The 17,481-nt window shown below is 43.2% G+C and carries 19 protein-coding genes; 6 read left to right on the top strand and 13 right to left on the bottom strand.

Annotation, left to right across the window (positions count from 1 at the left end):
* Positions 1–11: 11 nt before the first annotated feature.
* The 13 genes from KFB94_01810 to KFB94_01750 all read right to left on the bottom strand — a co-directional run bounded on the left by KFB94_01810 (position 12) and on the right by KFB94_01750 (position 12,043).
* Complete coding sequence (locus KFB94_01810) at positions 12–992, bottom strand: peptidoglycan DD-metalloendopeptidase family protein (GenBank protein QVL45877.1); 981 nt, start codon at positions 990–992, stop codon at positions 12–14.
* A complete protein-coding gene (locus KFB94_01805; GenBank protein ID QVL45876.1) occupies positions 992–1,660 on the bottom strand; it encodes a protein-L-isoaspartate(D-aspartate) O-methyltransferase in 669 nt (222 codons plus the stop codon). The genes KFB94_01810 and KFB94_01805 overlap by 1 nt, the downstream gene beginning before the upstream one ends.
* A gap of 3 nt (positions 1,661–1,663) precedes the next feature.
* The gene (gene surE / locus KFB94_01800) at positions 1,664–2,404 is read right to left on the bottom strand and encodes a 5'/3'-nucleotidase SurE (protein ID QVL45875.1); all 741 of its coding nucleotides are present in this window, start codon (positions 2,402–2,404) and stop codon (positions 1,664–1,666) included.
* Positions 2,405–2,418: 14 nt separating this feature from the next.
* Positions 2,419–2,790, bottom strand: coding sequence for a DUF2069 domain-containing protein (locus tag KFB94_01795; protein ID QVL45874.1), 372 nt, complete (start codon positions 2,788–2,790; stop codon positions 2,419–2,421).
* Positions 2,778–3,479 carry a DUF2470 domain-containing protein gene (locus tag KFB94_01790; protein QVL45873.1) on the bottom strand — a complete coding sequence of 234 codons (702 nt, stop codon included), beginning with the start codon at positions 3,477–3,479 and terminating at the stop codon, positions 2,778–2,780. The genes KFB94_01795 and KFB94_01790 overlap by 13 nt, the downstream gene beginning before the upstream one ends.
* 2 nt (positions 3,480–3,481) lie before the next feature.
* The gene (wrbA, locus tag KFB94_01785) at positions 3,482–4,075 is read right to left on the bottom strand and encodes an NAD(P)H:quinone oxidoreductase (protein QVL45872.1); all 594 of its coding nucleotides are present in this window, start codon (positions 4,073–4,075) and stop codon (positions 3,482–3,484) included.
* A complete protein-coding gene (gene purB, locus KFB94_01780; GenBank protein ID QVL45871.1) occupies positions 4,060–5,442 on the bottom strand; it encodes an adenylosuccinate lyase in 1,383 nt (460 codons plus the stop codon). The genes wrbA and purB overlap by 16 nt, the downstream gene beginning before the upstream one ends.
* An 84-nt stretch (positions 5,443–5,526) precedes the next feature.
* Positions 5,527–6,987, bottom strand: a complete 1,461-nt coding sequence (locus KFB94_01775; protein QVL45870.1) for a bifunctional 2-methylcitrate dehydratase/aconitate hydratase — start codon at positions 6,985–6,987, stop codon at positions 5,527–5,529.
* A gap of 24 nt (positions 6,988–7,011) precedes the next feature.
* Complete coding sequence (gene prpC, locus KFB94_01770) at positions 7,012–8,172, bottom strand: 2-methylcitrate synthase (GenBank protein ID QVL45869.1); 1,161 nt, start codon at positions 8,170–8,172, stop codon at positions 7,012–7,014.
* 41 nt (positions 8,173–8,213) lie between these two features.
* Positions 8,214–9,092 carry a methylisocitrate lyase gene (prpB, locus tag KFB94_01765; GenBank protein QVL45868.1) on the bottom strand — a complete coding sequence of 293 codons (879 nt, stop codon included), beginning with the start codon at positions 9,090–9,092 and terminating at the stop codon, positions 8,214–8,216.
* A gap of 16 nt (positions 9,093–9,108) precedes the next feature.
* A complete protein-coding gene (locus KFB94_01760) occupies positions 9,109–10,092 on the bottom strand; it encodes a CoA ester lyase (GenBank protein ID QVL45867.1) in 984 nt (327 codons plus the stop codon).
* Positions 10,092–11,162, bottom strand: coding sequence for a MaoC family dehydratase (locus KFB94_01755; GenBank protein QVL45866.1), 1,071 nt, complete (start codon positions 11,160–11,162; stop codon positions 10,092–10,094). The genes KFB94_01760 and KFB94_01755 overlap by 1 nt, the downstream gene beginning before the upstream one ends.
* The gene (locus KFB94_01750) at positions 11,162–12,043 is read right to left on the bottom strand and encodes a CoA ester lyase (protein ID QVL46526.1); all 882 of its coding nucleotides are present in this window, start codon (positions 12,041–12,043) and stop codon (positions 11,162–11,164) included. The genes KFB94_01755 and KFB94_01750 overlap by 1 nt, the downstream gene beginning before the upstream one ends.
* 210 nt (positions 12,044–12,253) lie before the next feature.
* Here KFB94_01750 and KFB94_01745 point away from each other — a divergent pair, with 210 nt between their 5' ends.
* The 6 genes from KFB94_01745 to KFB94_01720 are packed head-to-tail and all read left to right on the top strand — an operon-like array spanning position 12,254 to position 17,471.
* Positions 12,254–12,988 (top strand): GntR family transcriptional regulator, encoded by a 735-nt coding sequence (locus KFB94_01745; protein ID QVL45865.1) that lies wholly within the window; start codon positions 12,254–12,256, stop codon positions 12,986–12,988.
* A 51-nt stretch (positions 12,989–13,039) separates the two neighbouring features.
* Entirely contained in the window at positions 13,040–14,251 is a 1,212-nt protein-coding gene (locus tag KFB94_01740; protein ID QVL45864.1) for a malate dehydrogenase, read from the top strand.
* Positions 14,244–14,618 (top strand): succinate dehydrogenase, cytochrome b556 subunit, encoded by a 375-nt coding sequence (sdhC, locus tag KFB94_01735; protein ID QVL45863.1) that lies wholly within the window; start codon positions 14,244–14,246, stop codon positions 14,616–14,618. Before KFB94_01740 ends, sdhC begins: the two co-directional genes overlap by 8 nt.
* Before the next feature lie 7 nt (positions 14,619–14,625).
* Positions 14,626–14,973 carry a succinate dehydrogenase, hydrophobic membrane anchor protein gene (gene sdhD / locus KFB94_01730; protein ID QVL45862.1) on the top strand — a complete coding sequence of 116 codons (348 nt, stop codon included), beginning with the start codon at positions 14,626–14,628 and terminating at the stop codon, positions 14,971–14,973.
* Positions 14,974–16,731: a succinate dehydrogenase flavoprotein subunit gene (gene sdhA, locus KFB94_01725; protein ID QVL45861.1), complete on the top strand. Its 1,758-nt coding sequence runs from the start codon at positions 14,974–14,976 to the stop codon at positions 16,729–16,731. It abuts the gene before it with no gap.
* A gap of 2 nt (positions 16,732–16,733) precedes the next feature.
* Complete coding sequence (locus KFB94_01720) at positions 16,734–17,471, top strand: succinate dehydrogenase iron-sulfur subunit (protein ID QVL45860.1); 738 nt, start codon at positions 16,734–16,736, stop codon at positions 17,469–17,471.
* Positions 17,472–17,481 lie beyond the last annotated feature (10 nt).

Genomic DNA, 17,481 nt, shown 5'->3' with positions numbered 1-17,481 from the left:
ATTGAAAATGATTAACTGTTGGGCAAGAATAATACGGGGTCTACCGACTTGCCCTTTTGGCGTATTTCAAAATGTAGCTTGGTTTTATCCGTATCTGTGTTACCCATCTCAGCAATTTTCTGCCCAGCTTTGACAATCTGCCCTTCTTTAATGTTAATTTTGCTATTGTGAGCATAAACTGATAACAGCGTATTACTATGTTTAATAATAACCAATTTACCATAGCCACGTAAATCAGAGCCAGTATAAATCACTTTACCATCGGCTGATGCGGTAATCGGTTGTCCTTCTTTGCCAACAATATCAATACCCTTATTGTTTGCCGCATTAAAAGTTGCGCTTACTTTGCCTTCTGTAGGCCATGACCATCTAATGCCGTCTACAACAGTGGAGGCCATGTTGTTTTTTATGGGTTCATTGACAGTATTGACTGCAGCTTGTTTTGTCTCAGTAATCGGCGTTGTATTAGTTTGAGTGTTAGCGATTTCGACTGTAGACGCTGGTGGTGGGGTCTCTACGCGATTAAATGCTTCAATGCTATAAGGCTCACGCATTGCTTTAGGAGATACTAATTTTGGCGTTGTAAACGAAGATGTTGATGCATCGGTTGCTTGCTGGATAGCTGTTGTATCAACATCAATCGGGGAAATAATCACACCGTTTTCATTTTCATAAGCCGTAGGTTTGACATTGCTGGGTGTTTCTTTGTTAAGGCTAGAAAAGTTGAGCGTCTGCCCAATTTTAATGGTGTAAGGGTCATAAATATTATTAGCAGCAGCAATTTCTCGATAATCGTAACCATGCTCGAGGCCTATGCTATATAAAGTGTCGCCTTTCTTTACGATATAACGATCAGGTCGCCAGTCATCACTTTTAATTGTTGGGCTGGGTATTGCTGCTTGTGGCGAACGATTTATCACAGGCGCAGGTGTGTGGTTAGCACAACCCACCATTAATAGAACAAAAAAACCAACTAAAAAAACATATTTCATTAACCTAAACCACCTAATAAAGGGACGAATTTAACTGCTTCTAATTCTGTCTTTACGAATTCATCATTTAAACGCTCGATGAGATACAGCGTTTGCGAATCGGTACCAATTGGGATAACCATTCTGCCACCTTCTGCTAATTGTATTAACAGATTTTGTGGCACATGGCTCGCTGCTGCTGTTACGATGATGCCATCAAATGGGGCATGGCTTTCTAAACCATCACTGCCATCAACATGGTCTAGTTTAACATTAGTACACTTCAGCGCGCGCAAATTATCACGCGCCTTTAATACTAACGGACGAATACGTTCTACTGACAGCACTTCATGCGCAATACGGGATAAAACAGCCGTTTGATAGCCACAACCTGTTCCAATTTCTAATACTTTATTTAGCGGTTTGTCATTACGCAGAATCTCTGTCATGCGCGCGACAATGTAGGGTTGAGAAATGGTCTGACCGTAGCCAATTGGCAAAGACACATCTTCATAAGCACGAATAGATAGGGCCTCGTCGACAAAAATATGTCTTGGAATTTCGCCGATGACAGACAAGGTAAACTCATCTTTGATGCCTTGTTCACGCAGGCGCGCCAACATGCGATCGCGTGTGCGTGGCGATGTCATGCCAATACCAGATTGCTTTGTTAGGGTTTTTAACGCCATTAATTAATCAAGCCAACTCTTTAATTCTGTTAATTGCTCATGTTTAGTCAAATCTGCACGAATGGGGGTAATGGAGACTTGGTTGTTAGAAATTGCGTAAAAGTCTGTACCTTCACCACCATCATTCGGTTGTCCTGCTGCACCTATCCAATAGACTTGTTCACCACGCGGTGTTTTGATTTTAATCACAGGCTCAGCTTTATGCCGCTTACCTAATCGCGTAATCACCTTGCCATTTAATGCCTCATAAGGCACATCAGGCACATTAACGTTTAGCAGCATAGGTAATTGACAAGGTTTCTTCAGATAATGTTTCACTAACTCAACGACAACTCTTGCTGCTGTTTCAAAGTGGATGGCATTGTGTTGTGACATAGAAATGGCAATCGCTGGAATATTTAATAGGTAACCTTCCATTGCAGCCGCAACGGTGCCGCTATAAATCGTGTCATCGCCCATATTGGCACCATCATTAATGCCTGAAATAACCAAATCTGGCATGGTTGTCATCAACCCTGTTAACGCAACATGTACGCAATCTGTTGGGGTGCCGTCTACGTAAAAGAACCCGTTCGCTGCTTGTTTAACGTACAAAGGTCTATCGAGCGTGAGCGAGTTGCTGGCGCCACTGCGATTGCGATCTGGAGCAACGACGGTAAGCTCTGCAATCTCGGTAAGATGGTTAACCAATGTTGCAATGCCTTCAGATAAATAGCCATCATCGTTGGAAATTAAAATTCGCATACGCTTATTATAAATTACAAGCCAGTGTTGCGTGTAAGCCGCGCATAAAAAATTGCACACCCAAAGAAGATAATACTCAACAGGGTTTCTATCATAGCCAATTGGGCGGAGAAACCTTGATCAGACCAGGCGCGAACAACGCCTTCAATAAAGTAGAGCAGAATGAGCATACTGGCCCATTGGTACGTGTAACGATGACCTTTGAGAATGCCAAATAATGGCGCAAGTAAGGGCAAAGCCTTCAGAAAAAGTAATGAGCCATCAGCCTTGAGAGGTGCAAGAAAAATTTCCCAAGATAAGCACAAAACAATCAATGCAATTAAGCTTATCGATGCAAAAAGTTGCAATTTCTTAACAAGATTGAATGGTTGATTTAACTGCGACATATTTTTGCCATTGCCACCAAAGCGGCCCTTGCTTCTTGTGCATTGCTGATGCTTTCGGTGAAAGTGAAGCGTAATTGCTGCTGGTGATTGACACGGACATCAAAACCGAAAGTATCAATGCCGATCATGGTCACTGTTGAAGCGACGACTTGATGATAATGCAGACAATAGGCTTTTAGATTTTCGCTATGGTCTGCATTCATATGATCCAAAATATCCGACTCTTCAATAAATAAGGGATTGCTTGGTATGTGGAAGGTGTCGCCTTGTACCCAACCCATCTTACCAAAGCCGGCAATATAGCGAGCATGGGTAATATGGAGCGTATAAAACATAAAGTCATGCATATCGAAATAAGATTCAGCTTGCGGCATGTAGCGTAAATATCGGGCTCGAATTAAACCGTTGTTTTTATCGGTTTGTTCTGCAGTGGCAAGCAGTGTCAGCCTAGCGCCCGCTTGTAAATCACCTTCATTATTAAACACCAACAAAGAAACGTGGGCATTTTGTGTGATATTTTTTGTGTGCTCGGCCAAGTTGCTAATTAAAATAACAGGCATGCCTTGTTGATTTAAAACAAAAGGCGTCACCGAACCAAAAGGATAGCCTGCAAATTGCGCTGAGTGGCTGGAAAGTACACCGTTTTGCGCGCTGAATAAAAATTGTTGCGCTTCTGTGTGAAGGTCCATCGTTATGTACTTAATTTCAATGCGGTTTCAGCAAGTCGTTTACCCAATGCAATACATAATTTCTTTTCATCTTCAGTGATTGGTTGATCATCCAGGGCACCGCCCACATGGCTGGCACCATATGGCGTACCACCAGATTGGGTGGTTGCTAAACTGGGCTCGCTATAGGGAATGCCTACTATTACCATGCCATGATGCAATAAGGGTAATGTCATGGTTAATAAGGTACTTTCATTGCCTCCGTGCATTGAACCACTAGAGGTAAATACGCAAGCAGGTTTATTGATGAGTGTGCCCTTTAACCATAAGCTAGAGGTGCTATCTAAAAAATACTTCATTGGCGCAGCCATATTACCAAAACGGGTAGGGCTGCCAAGGGCCAAGCCGATGCATTCTTCTAAATCGCTATGTTCAACATAAGGATCGCCTGCATTCGGAATATCAGCTTCTGTTGCTTCACAAACCGTTGAGATTTTAGGTACAGTACGTAAACGTGCTTTAGCGCTATGAACGCTTTCTACACCCCGCGCAATCAGCTTCGCCATTTCACGCACTGATCCGCCATTGGAATAATATAAAATTAAGAGTTCCGACATTGCTTTTTAGCGAGTTCCGCTGCTTTTCCAGTGTAATTGGCAGGGGTTAATTCAAGCAGTAATTGTTTTGCTTCAGCTGGGATATTTAATGTTTGAATAAAGGCTTGAAGAGAAGCCTTGTTAATGCCACCTTTGCCACGTGTGAGGTCTTTGAGTTGCTCGTAAGGATTTTCTAAACCATAACGACGCATGACCGTTTGTATTGGCTCGGCTAGCACTTCCCAGCTATTATCTAAGTCCTCAACTAACTTTGCCGCATTGATCTCGAGTTTGTTTAAACCACGTAGACAAGAGTCGTAACCTAATAAAGTATAACCAAAGCCAACCCCCATATTACGTAACACCGTACTATCAGTTAAATCACGTTGCCAACGTGAAACAGGTAATTTTTCTGCCATGTGGCGCAGAATAGCATTGGCCATGCCTAAATTTCCTTCTGAGTTTTCAAAATCAATCGGGTTGACTTTGTGTGGCATTGTTGATGAGCCAATCTCCCCCGATTTTACTTTCTGCTTGAAGTAACCTACCGAAATATAGCCCCAAATATCACGATTTAAATCAATCAAAATGGTATTGGCACGTGCCATGGCATCATACAATTCTGCCATATAATCATGTGGCTCAATTTGAATAGTCATTGGGTTATACGTTAAGCCTAAGCTTTCAACAAAGCGTTTAGCAAACGCTTCCCAATCAAAGTCTGGATAGGCGGACAAATGTGCATTGAAATTGCCAACAGCGCCATTAATTTTTCCGAGTATGTCATTATTGCTGATTTGCTGATGTTGTCTTTGTAAGCGATAGGCAACGTTTGCCAACTCTTTACCCATGGTTGTAGGCGATGCAGTTTGGCCATGGGTGCGAGACAGCATAGGTTGATCGGCAAATTCAGAAGCTAATTGGCTTAGCCGGTCTATGACATCTTTCAAGTAAGGCAACATAACAGAATTGCGCGCCGCTTTTAACATCAGTGCGTGAGAAAGGTTATTAATATCCTCGCTGGTACAAGCAAAATGTATAAATTCGCTGGCAGCATTTACTTCATGGTTACCAATAAACTTCTCTTTTAGCCAATACTCAAGCGCCTTTACATCGTGATTCGTGCGTAATTCAATCGCTTTGACTTGTGCTGCATCTTCTTCACTAAAGGCTGTAATTGCTGCGTCAAGCTCTTTGATGGTTTCTGCGCTAAATGGAGCGATTTCAGCCAGCTCTTTAGTCGCGCTTAAGGCTTTTAACCATTCAACTTCTACCCATGCACGGTGTTTAATGAGTGCATATTCACTAAAAAAGGGGCGCAATGCATCCAGTTTATTTTGGTAGCGACCGTCAAGCGGAGAGAGGGCGTTTAGGGTAGTAAGTGACATATAAAAGCTAAAAAACAGAAAAACGCTATTTTACGCTTTTTATGCCACTTAATCTATTCAGGTAAAGGTTTGTGTATTAACTTTTTAAAACACCATCATATCGACAAACGCATTGACAGCCGTATTTTCGAGCTTGGTTTGATCTAAACATAAATCTAAAATGGCCTGTTGTGTGTTCTGATCAAATCGACGCGCTAGATTCACTTTAAATTTCTTTACCAGTTCTGGAATACCCTCTTCACGACGACGACGGTGTCCAATTGGATATTCGACCGCGATATTGCTAGAACTAGAGCCATCTTTAAAGAAAATCTGAATAGCGTTAGCAATCGAGCGTTTTTCAGGATCATGGTAATCCTTGGTGTATTCGGCTTTTTCCACACACACCATTTTCTCGCGGATGGCGTCAATACGTTGGTCAGCAGCTGCAGCATCTTCATAATCTTGGGCAGTTAAACTACCTTTTAATAAACCCACGGCAGCCATGTATTGAATGCAATGATCGCGGTCGGCTGGGTTATCTAGCGGCCCTGTTTTGTCAATGATGCGAATAGCAGATTCATGGGTGGTGATGACGATTTTGTCGATTTCTGCAATTTGCGCTAATGTTTGTAATTTGCTGCCAACTTCGGCATGTAATTGAAAAGCACATTCTACTGCAGTTTGTGCATGAAACTCTGCTGGAAATGAGATTTTAAACAACACTTGTTCCATCACATATGAGCCATACGTGCGTTGAAATTGGAATGGCTTACCTTTAAATAGCACGTCATAAAAGCCCCAAGTTTTGGCTGTTAATGCGCCAGGATAGCCCATTTCACCTTGCATGGTCATCCATGCCAAACGGACTGCACGCGATGTGGCATCGCCCGCCGCCCATGATTTACGTGAGCCAGTGTTGGGTGAGTGGCGATAAGTGCGTAAGCTTTGACCGTCTACAAATGCGTTAGAAACTGCATTGATGATATCTTCTTTAGTGCCACCCAATAGCTTGGTCACAACAGCAGTGGAGGCAATTTTTACTAAAATGACATGATCTAAACCAACGCGATTAAAACTATTTTCAAGCGCCAGAACGCCTTGTATCTCATGCGCTTTAATCATAGCGGTTAGCACGTCTTTCATGGTGAGCGGTGCTTTTCCTTCGGCAACACTCTTGCGAGATAAATAATCGGCAACCGCCAAAATACCGCCAAGGTTATCAGAAGGGTGTCCCCATTCTGCTGCCAACCAAGTATCGTTAAAATCTAACCAACGAATCATGGCGCCAATATTAAAAGCAGCCAAAATAGGGTCTAGCTGATAGTTGGTGCCAGGTACTTTTGCGCCATTAGGTACAACAGTGCCTGCTATCACTGGGCCTAGTAGTTTTTTACAGGCAGGGTAATCGAGTGCTTCAAAACCGCAACCCAGCGTATCGATTAAGCAGTTGCGCGCCGTGTCATAGGCTTCATCAGATTGTATTTCATAGTTTACGACGTAATCAGCAATATCGACGATGACTTGGTCTGGGTTTGGTCTTACATTAGAAATGTGGCTTGACATAAATAACCTTTAAATAAATTGGAATTAGCGTTGTTCGATTGGTGTATATGGCCTGTTTTCAGGACCGACATATTCAGCATTTGGGCGAATAATTTTATTATCAACGCGCTGCTCTATCGCATGTGCAATCCAGCCTGTGGTGCGCGAGATGACAAAAATAGGGGTGAACATGCCTGTTGGAATGCCCATCATGTGATAGCTAGAAGCGCTGTACCAATCTAAATTGGGGAACATTTTTTTCTCGCGCCACATGGTTTCTTCTATTCGCGCTGAAATATTAAACAGATTCATGTTGCCAGCATCTGTACTTAATGCATGACTAACTGCTTTGATTGACTCGTTTCGCGGGTCGCCAATGGTATAGACAGGATGACCAAAGCCAATCACAATTTCTTTGCGTGCCATGCGCGCCATGATGTCGGCTTCTGCTTCATCTGGCGTTTGATAGCGTTGAATAATCTCCATCGCCGCCTCGTTTGCGCCACCATGTTTGGGACCGCGCAGCGCACCAATCGCGCTGGTGATGCACGAATACATGTCTGATAGCGTGCCCGATACAACGCGCGCAGTAAATGTTGATGCATTAAATTCATGTTCGGCATATAACACCAAAGAAGTATTCATGGCGTCAATATGCAGTTGTTTTGGCTTTTCCCCATGCAATATATGTAAAAAATGCGCAGCAATTGAATCATCATCGGTTTCAACTTCTATGCGTTTGTCATGATGGCTGTAGTGATACCAATAAACCAAGATGGAGCCAAAACAAGCAATCAAACGGTCGCCTAATTGTCTGGCGCCGTTAATATTGTGATCTTCTGATTCTGGTTCTAGTGTGCCAAGCATAGAGCAGCCCGTGCGCATCACATCCATTGGATGAGCGCTAGCTGGAATCTGTTCTAAAACGGTTTTGAGTGCAGCAGGGATGCCGCGTAACTTTCTGAGTTTTTGATGGTAGGCGGCCAATTGCGGCTGGGTAGGCAGTTCGCCGTAAATAAGTAAATAGGCAACCTCTTCAAATGTAGCGTAATTTGCCAGTTCAGTAATATCGTAACCGCGATAATGTAAGTCGTTACCAGTATGACCTACCGTGCAAATAGCCGTAGAACCAGCAGAAACCCCCGCGAGTGCAACGCCCTTTTTCTTTTTAGGCGCTTCATTCATGGTATCGGTTGATGTATTCATTTTAATCTCCCTATTTTTAAGCTCTTTTACTATTCAAATCGTTATTTTTGATAAAGTGCATCTAATTTTTGTTCGAATGCGTGATACCCCAAGTGGTCGTAAAGCGCCATGCGTGTTTGCATCGTATCGATCACATGCTGTTGTGTGCCATCTTGACGAACAGCTGTATAGACATTCAGTGCTGCTTGATTCATGGCGCGGAACGCAGAAAGCGGATAGAGCACCATGCTGACATCTACGGTGGCTAACTCTTTAACAGTAAAAAGCGGTGTTGAGCCAAATTCGGTAATGTTGGCTAAAATGGGTGCTTTAACCGCATCGGCAAATTGTTGATACATATTAAGTTCGGTGATGGCCTCAGGAAAAACCATATCTGCACCAGCCTCAACGCAAGCGCATGCGCGATCGATTGCAGATTGCAAGCCTTCAACTGCAAGTGCATCGGTACGGGCCATAATCACAAAGCTATCATCTGTTCTCGCGTCTACAGCAGCTTTAATCCGATCAACCATTTCATTTTGACTAACAATCGCTTTATTGGGCCGATGGCCACAGCGTTTGGCACTGACTTGGTCTTCAATATGAACGGCTGCGGCACCGGCTTTTTGGACACTTTTAATGGAGCGCGCTATATTAAATGCACCACCAAAACCAGTATCAATATCCACTAGTAGCGGCGTATCGACGGCATCTGTGATGCGTCTAACATCGATTAATACATCCTCTAGTGTTGAAATGCCCAGATCTGGCACGCCAAGCGAACCTGCTGCTACGCCACCGCCTGATAAATAGATTGCCTTGAATCCAGATTGTGTTGCAAGCATTGCATGATAGGCATTAATTGCCCCGATAATTTGTAATGGACTTTCTGCTTCTAGCGCGGCGCGAAAGCGCATGCCTGCTGTTTCAAGATTGCTCATAATAGACCTTCATTAACTAAAAGAATGCGATAACGGCTTGCTCTGGAATAGTGACGCCAGTGAGTCTCGCCTTTTGTAAAATTTCCCAGAAATAGCGGTAAGTTGCACGATCATGTAACTCTCCTGCGTATTGAATAGGGCCCCAGTCTGCTGCTTGTGCCGTTAGTAAAATATTGGCAGCATCAATCACTTCATCAAAATTAGGCTTCATTGCATCAACAATCGCCTGAATCTGGGTGGGGTAGATGCTCCACATGCGCATAAATCCAAACTCGTTTCTGGCACGCGATGCATCACTATAGGTTGTTTCTACATTTTTAAGATCTAAGGTGACATTGTGCGCAGGCACGATGCCATTACCTAGCGCAGCAGCAGTGACTTCCGCTTTTGCTCTTGCTAGTAAACGGTGTTCAAATTGACCAGGGCTGCGCATTGCGCTGGCAGGTATTGCGCCATTATGCGCGCTGACAAAGTCCATTAAGCCAAAGTCTAGTACTTGCAACCAAGGCAGTTTGGCAATGTCATGTACTTGATGTAATGCACCGTGCGTTTCAATCAGAATATGAACTGGAATTTCACGCGTGATACCGCTAAAGGTTGCCATTTTTTGCAGATAGGCAATCATTTCTCGTGCTTGATTAACATCGGTACATTTTGGTATGGTGATGTAACTTAATACGTTTCCAGCGCCAGCAACCAATATATCAATATCTTGTTTCCAAGCAGGGTGCGTGTAATCATGAATGCGCGCGCCGGCCATCTTGTGTTTGTTTGCATCAGAAGTCAGTACGTTGACAATCATCTGTGCATGCTCACGCTCTTGTCCACTGGCCGCGCCATCCTCACAGTCACAAGTAATGTCAAACACTGGGCCAATCGTATCTTGCAAGCCGAGCGCTTTTAAAATTAACTTTTCACTGCCAGCAAAATGCTCACAAGTTGGAATTAAAGGGAACGGCTTTTCGCCGCCAAATAAAGCTTCACTTGGATGTACACTCATTATTCATTTCCTTTACGTGGCATTGCCACTGTGTAGTCGAGATCTAATACCACATGTTGGTGGTAGTCTTGATTGGTTTTAATAGCCTCAATTGCGCTAGGAGACATATTTTTAATACCTACCATACGTAACCGTAAAGCGCCTATATCTTGACGGGTTGGTAAGGCCCACTTATCCAAAACTTCAGTGATGGTGTAGATGGTGTCGCCTGCGAATGTTGGATTAACATGTGTGCCGCCATTAATAGCTAAGATGCTCAGTGCATTTTCCAAGCCTTCATAACTCAGCGCGCGGCAAACCGAAATCACAACGCCGCCATAAACAAGGCGTTTTCCAATTGGCGCATTGTGCATAAGATGCGCATCAAAATGTAAGCGCGCATTATTTTGATAAAGCCTGGTTGCTAATGCGTGGTCACTTTCATTAATTGTCATGCCTGCAACATGATTCAGTCGCTCGCCAATGGCATAGTCATCCCAAACATATTGGCCACCCGTGACGTTGCTGATTTCATCATGTGTTTGCACATAGCTTGGTATGTGTAGCTGGCTTGCCTCCACATGGGTAGGCAGTGAGGGGATCACTGCTGTAGGTGCATCGGTACTCATTTGTTTTTTATGTACCATCACCCAGCGTACCCAGCTTAATACGGGTGTGTTATTTTGATTAACAGTGGTAGAGCGCACCCAAACCACGCCACTTTTGCCGTTAGAGTTCTGCTTTAAACCAATGACTTGGCTAGCGGTGCTTAATGTGTCGCCCACGAATATAGGTTGAGCAAACTTGACATCGGCATAACCTAAATTAGCCACAGCGTTGACAGAAATATCTGGTACGGTTTTACCAAAGGCAATATGAAAAGCAAGTAAATCATCAATCGGTGTGCTTTTATACTCTAAACTTTGCGCAAATGGCTCGCTACAGTGTAGGGGGTTTCTTGCTCCAGTTAGGGCGATATAAAGTGCAGTATCGCCCGCTGTGATGGTGCGCGGCGTGGCGTGTTGAATCACCTCATCCAAAACGAAGTCTTCAAAAAATCTGCCGCTGCTAATTTTTGTTGTGTTTGTCATTAAATAAACTCTTCTTCCAATTCGTCTATCATTTCACTTAGTTGGATAATGCGTTCTGCCGCTGCAATATGATGATTTTCTACAAACTTATCATTAACAATCACAGTGCCTTTACCAGAAGCTTGTGCTTCTTTTAATGCCTTAATGACTTCACGTGCGTTGCTGACTTCAGACGCTTTAGGCGTATAGGCATCATTGCTATAGGCAATTTGGGCTGGGTGGATGATGGACTTTCCATCAAAGCCTAGGTCTCTGCCAACGCGGCAGGCATATTCAAAAGCATGCATATTCTTAAGATCGCTGGCAATCCCATCGACGACGGCTCTTTTGTACGCGCGCGCAGCAAGCACAACCAAAGATAACGACGTTAAAATGGCGGTGCGTTCTGGCGTGTATCGTGCATGAAGTTGGGTGATTAAATCTGAAGTTGCGATTACCATGCATTTAATACGGTCGGATGCCGCTGCAATTTCTTTTGCATTTAATACAGCCAGTGGACTTTCTATCATCACCATAATAGGCATATGACTGCCACCCGCTTCATCCAGTAATTGTTGTGCAGTTAATACATCTTCTTTTGATTCTATATTAGGGAAAAGAATGGCATCAGCACCAATATTGGCTACAGCCTTAATGTCGTCGCGCCCCCACTCGGAGTCTAAGTCATTGACCCTTACAATCACTTCACGCTTGCCATAACCGCCTTCTTTGACTGCTTCAACAATATTTAAACGCGACTGTACTTTTGCATCAATTAAGATTGGGTCGCCCAAATCTAAGATAACCGCATCAGCTGCAAGTGTACGCGCGCGATTAAGATAGTGTGTATTGCAACCTGGCACATATAGCATCGATCGCCTTGGTCTTATATGCTCATTCATCATTATGCTAACTCGAAGTGTTTAGTTGGCATTAATTATAAAGATAATTGTTTGCCTGTCAACATATATCTTATGTCTTATATAAGATATAAAATAGATAGACAAACGATATTTATCTATGATATAAAGTATGTAAATAATTGGAGAGTGTGTCATGGCTTGCATACACGCTTATTGGAAATTAAATTTTTAGGTTGATAGATTGCGTATATGGATAAACAATTAAATTCACCGAGTTATCGCCCTCTTTACGATCAGATTAAAGTGCTCATTACGCAAAGCTTAATTGGCGGTGAGTGGCGTCCAGGCGAAGTGATTCCAAGTGAAGTTGAGTTGGCAATGCGCTATAAGGTCAGTCAGGGCACCGTTAGAAAAGCGATTGATAGCTTAGCCACTGAAAATATCGTTATTCGGCGCCAGGGCAAAGGTACTTATGTGGCAACCCATAAAGAAGACGATATTAAGTTGCGATTCTTGCGATTAACATCTGAAACGGGACATAAAGAGCTATTAAATAATGCATTTATTTCCTGCACAAAGTCAAAAGCCGGTGCTTATATAGCCAAAATACTAGAGATTAAAGCCAGTGCGAGTGTGATAGAGGTAAAAAGATTACTTACTTTTTCTGGCCGACCATTGATTCATGATCACATTATTGTGCCTGCGGCAGCATTCAAAGGACTTAATAGAGCAAAGGTAGAAGAAAGTAGTGGCTCTATGTATAGCATGTATGAGGCGCAATTTGGCGTAAGAATGGTGCGTGCTGAAGAACGATTAAAAGCAGTGGAAGCAGAAGCAAGCGTTGCACAATCGTTGGGTTTGAAGCAGGGTCATCCGTTGTTAAGTATTGAGCGTGTATCGTTTACCTATGGCGATAAACCGATGGAGTGGCGACTTGGACTATGTTTAACCGACGATCATCATTATATGAGTGAGTTGGAATAAAGCGTTGTCAATAGATAATAGATTCAACCTGTATAGAAAAGAGAAGCAACCATGACAGAATTAGAAAAACGTGCATTAGATTATCACCAGTTTCCTATGCCTGGAAAGTTGAGTGTTGAATCGACCAAGCCATGTTTAACACAAGACGATTTATCGTTAGCCTATACCCCGGGCGTGGCGGTACCTGTCATGGCGATTCGTGATAATCCAGCGGATGCTTACAAGTACACCAACAAAGGCAATCTGATTGCGGTGATTACCGATGGCAGTGCTGTCTTGGGTCTGGGTAACACGGGCGCTTTAGCCAGTAAGCCTGTGATGGAGGGTAAGGCCGTTTTGTTTAAACGCTTTGCTGGTATTGATGTATTTGATATTGAAGTAAATGCGGCTAGTCCTGACGCGTTTATTCAGACTGTAATCAATATTGCGCCAACTTTTGGGGGCATTAATTTAGAAGATATTGCGGCGCCACATTGCTTTTATATTGAAAAACAGCTGAAACAACATTTGGATATTCCTGTGTTTCATGATGATCAGCACGGCACGGCGGTGATTGTGGGGGCGGCGTTATTGAACGCGCTGCAATTGCAGTCAAAAACAATTCATCAGGCCAAAATTGTCTTTTTGGGTGCGGGTGCTGCCGGTTGCTCATGTGCAAAACTATTAAAGCACATGGGGGCAAGCAATATCACGATGGTTGATAAAAAAGGGGTGATTGATAAAAGTCGTCAAGATTTACATGACAATAATATCGATCTCGCGGTTGAGGTGAGTGCTGTTAAAACCCTTGCAGATGCCATGCAAGACGCCGATGTTTTTATTGGTGTTTCTGCTAAGAATGCATTAGATGCTGGTTTAATAAAAAGCATGGCAAAAAATCCCATTATATTTGCATTAGCAAACCCAGATCCTGAAGTGTTACCCAGTGTGGCACATGCCATACGAGATGACATTATTATGGCGACAGGACGTAGCGACTTTCCTAATCAGGTCAATAATGCGCTATGTTTTCCTTATTTGTTTCGTGGCGCATTAGATGCCAAAGCCAAAAAAATCACAGAAGAAATGAAGGTTGCAGCGGCAAAAGCACTGGGTGAATTGGCACATGAACCTGTTCCAGCCGAGGTGCTTGAGGCATACAAATTAACTTCACTCACCTTTGGTCCGGACTATATTATTCCTAAACCATTTGATCCAAGATTGTTAGAAAAAGTATCAACAGCCGTAAAAGAGGCAGCACTAAAGGGTATGGCGAATGAATAACAATAGACCTAAAAATCTTAATTTATTGACCATTCGCTTGCCAATCAATGCGTTGGTTTCCATTTTGCATCGCGTGAGCGGCATGGGTTTGTTTTTATTGCTGCCTTTGCTATTGCTTGCATTGCAGGGTTCATTTGCAAGCGAGGCTGATTACTTACGTGTATTAATGGCGATGGATTTTTGGTTAGTGAAATTAGTGATAATCGGATTTGCTTGGGCATTTTTTCATCATTTTTATGCTGGATTACGCCACTTAGCACAAGACTTACATTGGATGCATGGCCTGCACCAGGCGCGGTATTCCAGTCGCATATTGATGGGGCTTGTTGTGCTTTCTGTTTTATATTTTTCTTATTTAATATGGTGATGACTCTATGTTGATTGAGCTATTAACAGAGCGATATCCTGGTATGCGATTTTGGTTGCTACAAAGAATAACTGCAACCTATATGACAGTATATTTATTGATATTGTTAGTTTATTTTTTGATACAAAAGCCAGTTGATTATGCAACTTGGATGGCATTTAACGCACCATGGTGGTGGCGCATCTTAAACGTACTCTTCTATGCTAGCTTGTGTATACATGCATGGATTGGTGTCAGAGATGTGTTTAGAGATTATGTACCTAATTTAACGATAAGACGCTACCTGCAAATACTAGTAGAGCTGGTGTTATTAGCCTCATTAGCTTGGTCAATTTTTCTTTTTTGGAGTATTTAGATGGCATTAGAAAAACATCAGTTTGATACAGTGATAGTAGGTGGCGGCGGTGCAGGTTTGCGTGCAGCGCTTCAACTAGCCGAAGCTGGCGTTAAAGTGGCGGTGTTATCCAAAGTATTTCCGACACGTTCGCACACCGTTGCTGCACAAGGCGGTATTGCAGCTGCTTTGGGTAACGTAGCCGAAGATAAATGGCTTTGGCACATGTATGACACCATCAAAGGGTCTGACTTTTTGGGCGATCAAGATGCAATTGAATTTATGTGTAAGAACGCGGCAAAAGCCATTATTGAGCTTGAGCATTTTGGGATGCCATTTGACCGATTAGACAATGGCAAAATTTTCCAAAGACCGTTTGGCGGCATGACACAAAACTTTGGGGAATCACCCATTTCTCGCACTTGTGCTGTTGCCGACAGAACAGGCCATGCCATGTTGCATACCTTATACCAACGCAATGTGCGCGCGCAAACACAATTTTTTGTCGAATGGTACGCGTTAGATTTGATTCGTGATGCAGACGGCGATGTGCTTGGTGTGATCGCACTTGAAATCGAAACTGGAGAAGTGCGCATATTTGAAGCGAAAGCAACCTTGCTAGCAACAGGGGGCGCTGGACGTATCTTTCAAGCCAGTACCAATGCATTTACCTGCACGGGCGATGGTCTTGGTATGGCGGCACGCGCAGGGATTCCTCTACAAGATATGGAGTTTTGGCAATTTCACCCAACTGGCGTTTTGCATGCGGGTGTATTGATTACAGAAGGGGTAAGGGGTGAGGGCGGCTATTTGGTTAATTCTGAAGGCGAACGCTTCATGGAACGTTATGCGCCAACCGCAAAAGATCTTGCCAGTCGAGATATCGTTTCACGCGCTTCAGCCACCGAGATTAAAGAAGGGCGCGGCGTTGGTGCAAGTAAGAATGCGGTCTACTTAAAATTGGATCATTTGGGTGAAGAAATGATTGACCAGCGTTTGCCTGGTATTCGCCAAATTGCTAAAACATTTGCAAATGTTGATCCAGTAAAAGACCCGATTCCAGTCGTGCCCACTGCCCACTATATGATGGGTGGTTTGCCCACTAATCTGAATGGCCAAGTGATTGTGCCAAATGGTGATCAACAGCAAGCGGTGAATGGTCTATATGCGGTTGGCGAATGTGCTTGTATATCAGTACATGGTGCAAATCGTCTAGGTTCAAATTCGTTACTAGATTTGGTTGTCTTTGGCAAATCAACAGGCGATCACATTGTTAACACAGTGAAGACACATAAAGCGCATAAGCCATTACCCAAAGATGTTGGCGACAAAACAATGAGTCGACTTGCACGATATGAGCGTCCACAAGGTGAGAATTTGATGCAAGTGCGGTTGGATCTGCGTCAAATCATGCAAGAAAATTGTGGCGTCTTCCGTTTTCCAGATTTATTGGCAAAAGGTGTGCAAGAAATCAATGCGGTCGCTGAGCGTGTAGCAAATGTTGTCATAAAAGACACCAGTAAAGTATTTAATACTGCGCGTATTGAAGCGCTTGAATTAGATAACTTAATTGAAGTGGCATTAGCCACCATGCACGCCGCACACAACCGCACCGAGAGCCGTGGTGCGCATGCGCGTGAAGACTACGAAGAGCGAGATGATGTGAATTGGCTCACACATTCACTCTACTATCGAGAAAATCACCAACTTAAATATAAACCAGTTCAGCTGCAGCCGCTGACCGTGCCGTCATTTGTTCCAAAAGCGAGGGTATATTAATCATGAAACTATCGATTTACCGATTTAATCCAGATACCGATAAAAAGCCCTACATGCAGGATTATGAGATTGAACTGCAAGAAGGCGAGCATATGTTGTTGGATGCTTTGCTTAGGGTGAAACATCAAGATCCAACATTGAGCGTGCGCAAATCTTGTCGCGAGGGTGTGTGCGGTAGTGATGCGTTAAATATCAATGGTAAAAATGCTTTGGCTTGTATTACCAATATTGCAGATTTAGAGCAGCCTGTTGTCATTAGGCCTTTGCCTGGCCTGCCTGTGATTCGTGATTTGGTGGTCGATATGACCCAGTTTTTTGAGCATTACAATTCTGTGAAGCCCTACTTACAAAACAATGATCCATTACCCGAAACTGAAAGGTTACAAAGCCCTGAAGATAGAGCAAAGTTAGATGGGTTATACGAATGTATATTGTGTGGTGCTTGTACTACGTCTTGTCCAAGTTTTTGGTGGAATTCAGACAAGTTTGTTGGACCAGCCGGCTTATTACAGGCTTATCGCTTTATCGCAGATTCGCGCGATCAAGCAGAAGAAGAGCGTTTAGAAAATCTAGAAGATCCTTATCGTTTATATCGGTGCCATAACATTATGAATTGCGTTGAGGTTTGTCCAAAGCAGCTGAACCCAAACGCGGCTATCTCAAAGATTAAAGATTTAAAAATTGAGCGCGCAAAAGAAAAGAAATCTAATAAAAAGATATTTTCAATCAACCCATTATGAGATGCCTAAT

This window comes from Methylophilaceae bacterium, from assembly GCA_018398995.1.
GTDB lineage: Bacteria > Pseudomonadota > Gammaproteobacteria > Burkholderiales > Methylophilaceae.
The sequence above is the reverse complement of the archived record's forward strand: the minus strand, read 5'-3'. Positions and strand labels throughout refer to the sequence as shown.

Excerpts from the sequence above, each read along its gene's own strand:
- KFB94_01720 (QVL45860.1), top strand. The coding sequence starts at position 16,734 with ATGAAACTATCGATTTACCGATTTAATCCAGATACCGATAAAAAGCCC.
- KFB94_01775 (QVL45870.1), bottom strand. The coding sequence starts at position 6,987 with ATGTCAAGCCACATTTCTAATGTAAGACCAAACCCAGACCAAGTCATC.
- KFB94_01805 (QVL45876.1), bottom strand. The coding sequence starts at position 1,660 with ATGGCGTTAAAAACCCTAACAAAGCAATCTGGTATTGGCATGACATCG.
- surE (QVL45875.1), bottom strand. The coding sequence starts at position 2,404 with ATGCGAATTTTAATTTCCAACGATGATGGCTATTTATCTGAAGGCATT.
- prpB (QVL45868.1), bottom strand. The coding sequence starts at position 9,092 with ATGAGCAATCTTGAAACAGCAGGCATGCGCTTTCGCGCCGCGCTAGAA.
- sdhC (QVL45863.1), top strand. The coding sequence starts at position 14,244 with ATGAATAACAATAGACCTAAAAATCTTAATTTATTGACCATTCGCTTG.
- KFB94_01790 (QVL45873.1), bottom strand. The coding sequence starts at position 3,479 with ATGGACCTTCACACAGAAGCGCAACAATTTTTATTCAGCGCGCAAAAC.
- prpC (QVL45869.1), bottom strand. The coding sequence starts at position 8,172 with ATGAATACATCAACCGATACCATGAATGAAGCGCCTAAAAAGAAAAAG.
- sdhD (QVL45862.1), top strand. The coding sequence starts at position 14,626 with ATGTTGATTGAGCTATTAACAGAGCGATATCCTGGTATGCGATTTTGG.
- KFB94_01750 (QVL46526.1), bottom strand. The coding sequence starts at position 12,043 with ATGAATGAGCATATAAGACCAAGGCGATCGATGCTATATGTGCCAGGT.
- sdhA (QVL45861.1), top strand. The coding sequence starts at position 14,974 with ATGGCATTAGAAAAACATCAGTTTGATACAGTGATAGTAGGTGGCGGC.
- KFB94_01755 (QVL45866.1), bottom strand. The coding sequence starts at position 11,162 with ATGACAAACACAACAAAAATTAGCAGCGGCAGATTTTTTGAAGACTTC.
- wrbA (QVL45872.1), bottom strand. The coding sequence starts at position 4,075 with ATGTCGGAACTCTTAATTTTATATTATTCCAATGGCGGATCAGTGCGT.
- KFB94_01795 (QVL45874.1), bottom strand. The coding sequence starts at position 2,790 with ATGTCGCAGTTAAATCAACCATTCAATCTTGTTAAGAAATTGCAACTT.
- purB (QVL45871.1), bottom strand. The coding sequence starts at position 5,442 with ATGTCACTTACTACCCTAAACGCCCTCTCTCCGCTTGACGGTCGCTAC.
- KFB94_01810 (QVL45877.1), bottom strand. The coding sequence starts at position 992 with ATGAAATATGTTTTTTTAGTTGGTTTTTTTGTTCTATTAATGGTGGGT.
- KFB94_01740 (QVL45864.1), top strand. The coding sequence starts at position 13,040 with ATGACAGAATTAGAAAAACGTGCATTAGATTATCACCAGTTTCCTATG.
- KFB94_01745 (QVL45865.1), top strand. The coding sequence starts at position 12,254 with ATGGATAAACAATTAAATTCACCGAGTTATCGCCCTCTTTACGATCAG.
- KFB94_01760 (QVL45867.1), bottom strand. The coding sequence starts at position 10,092 with ATGAGTGTACATCCAAGTGAAGCTTTATTTGGCGGCGAAAAGCCGTTC.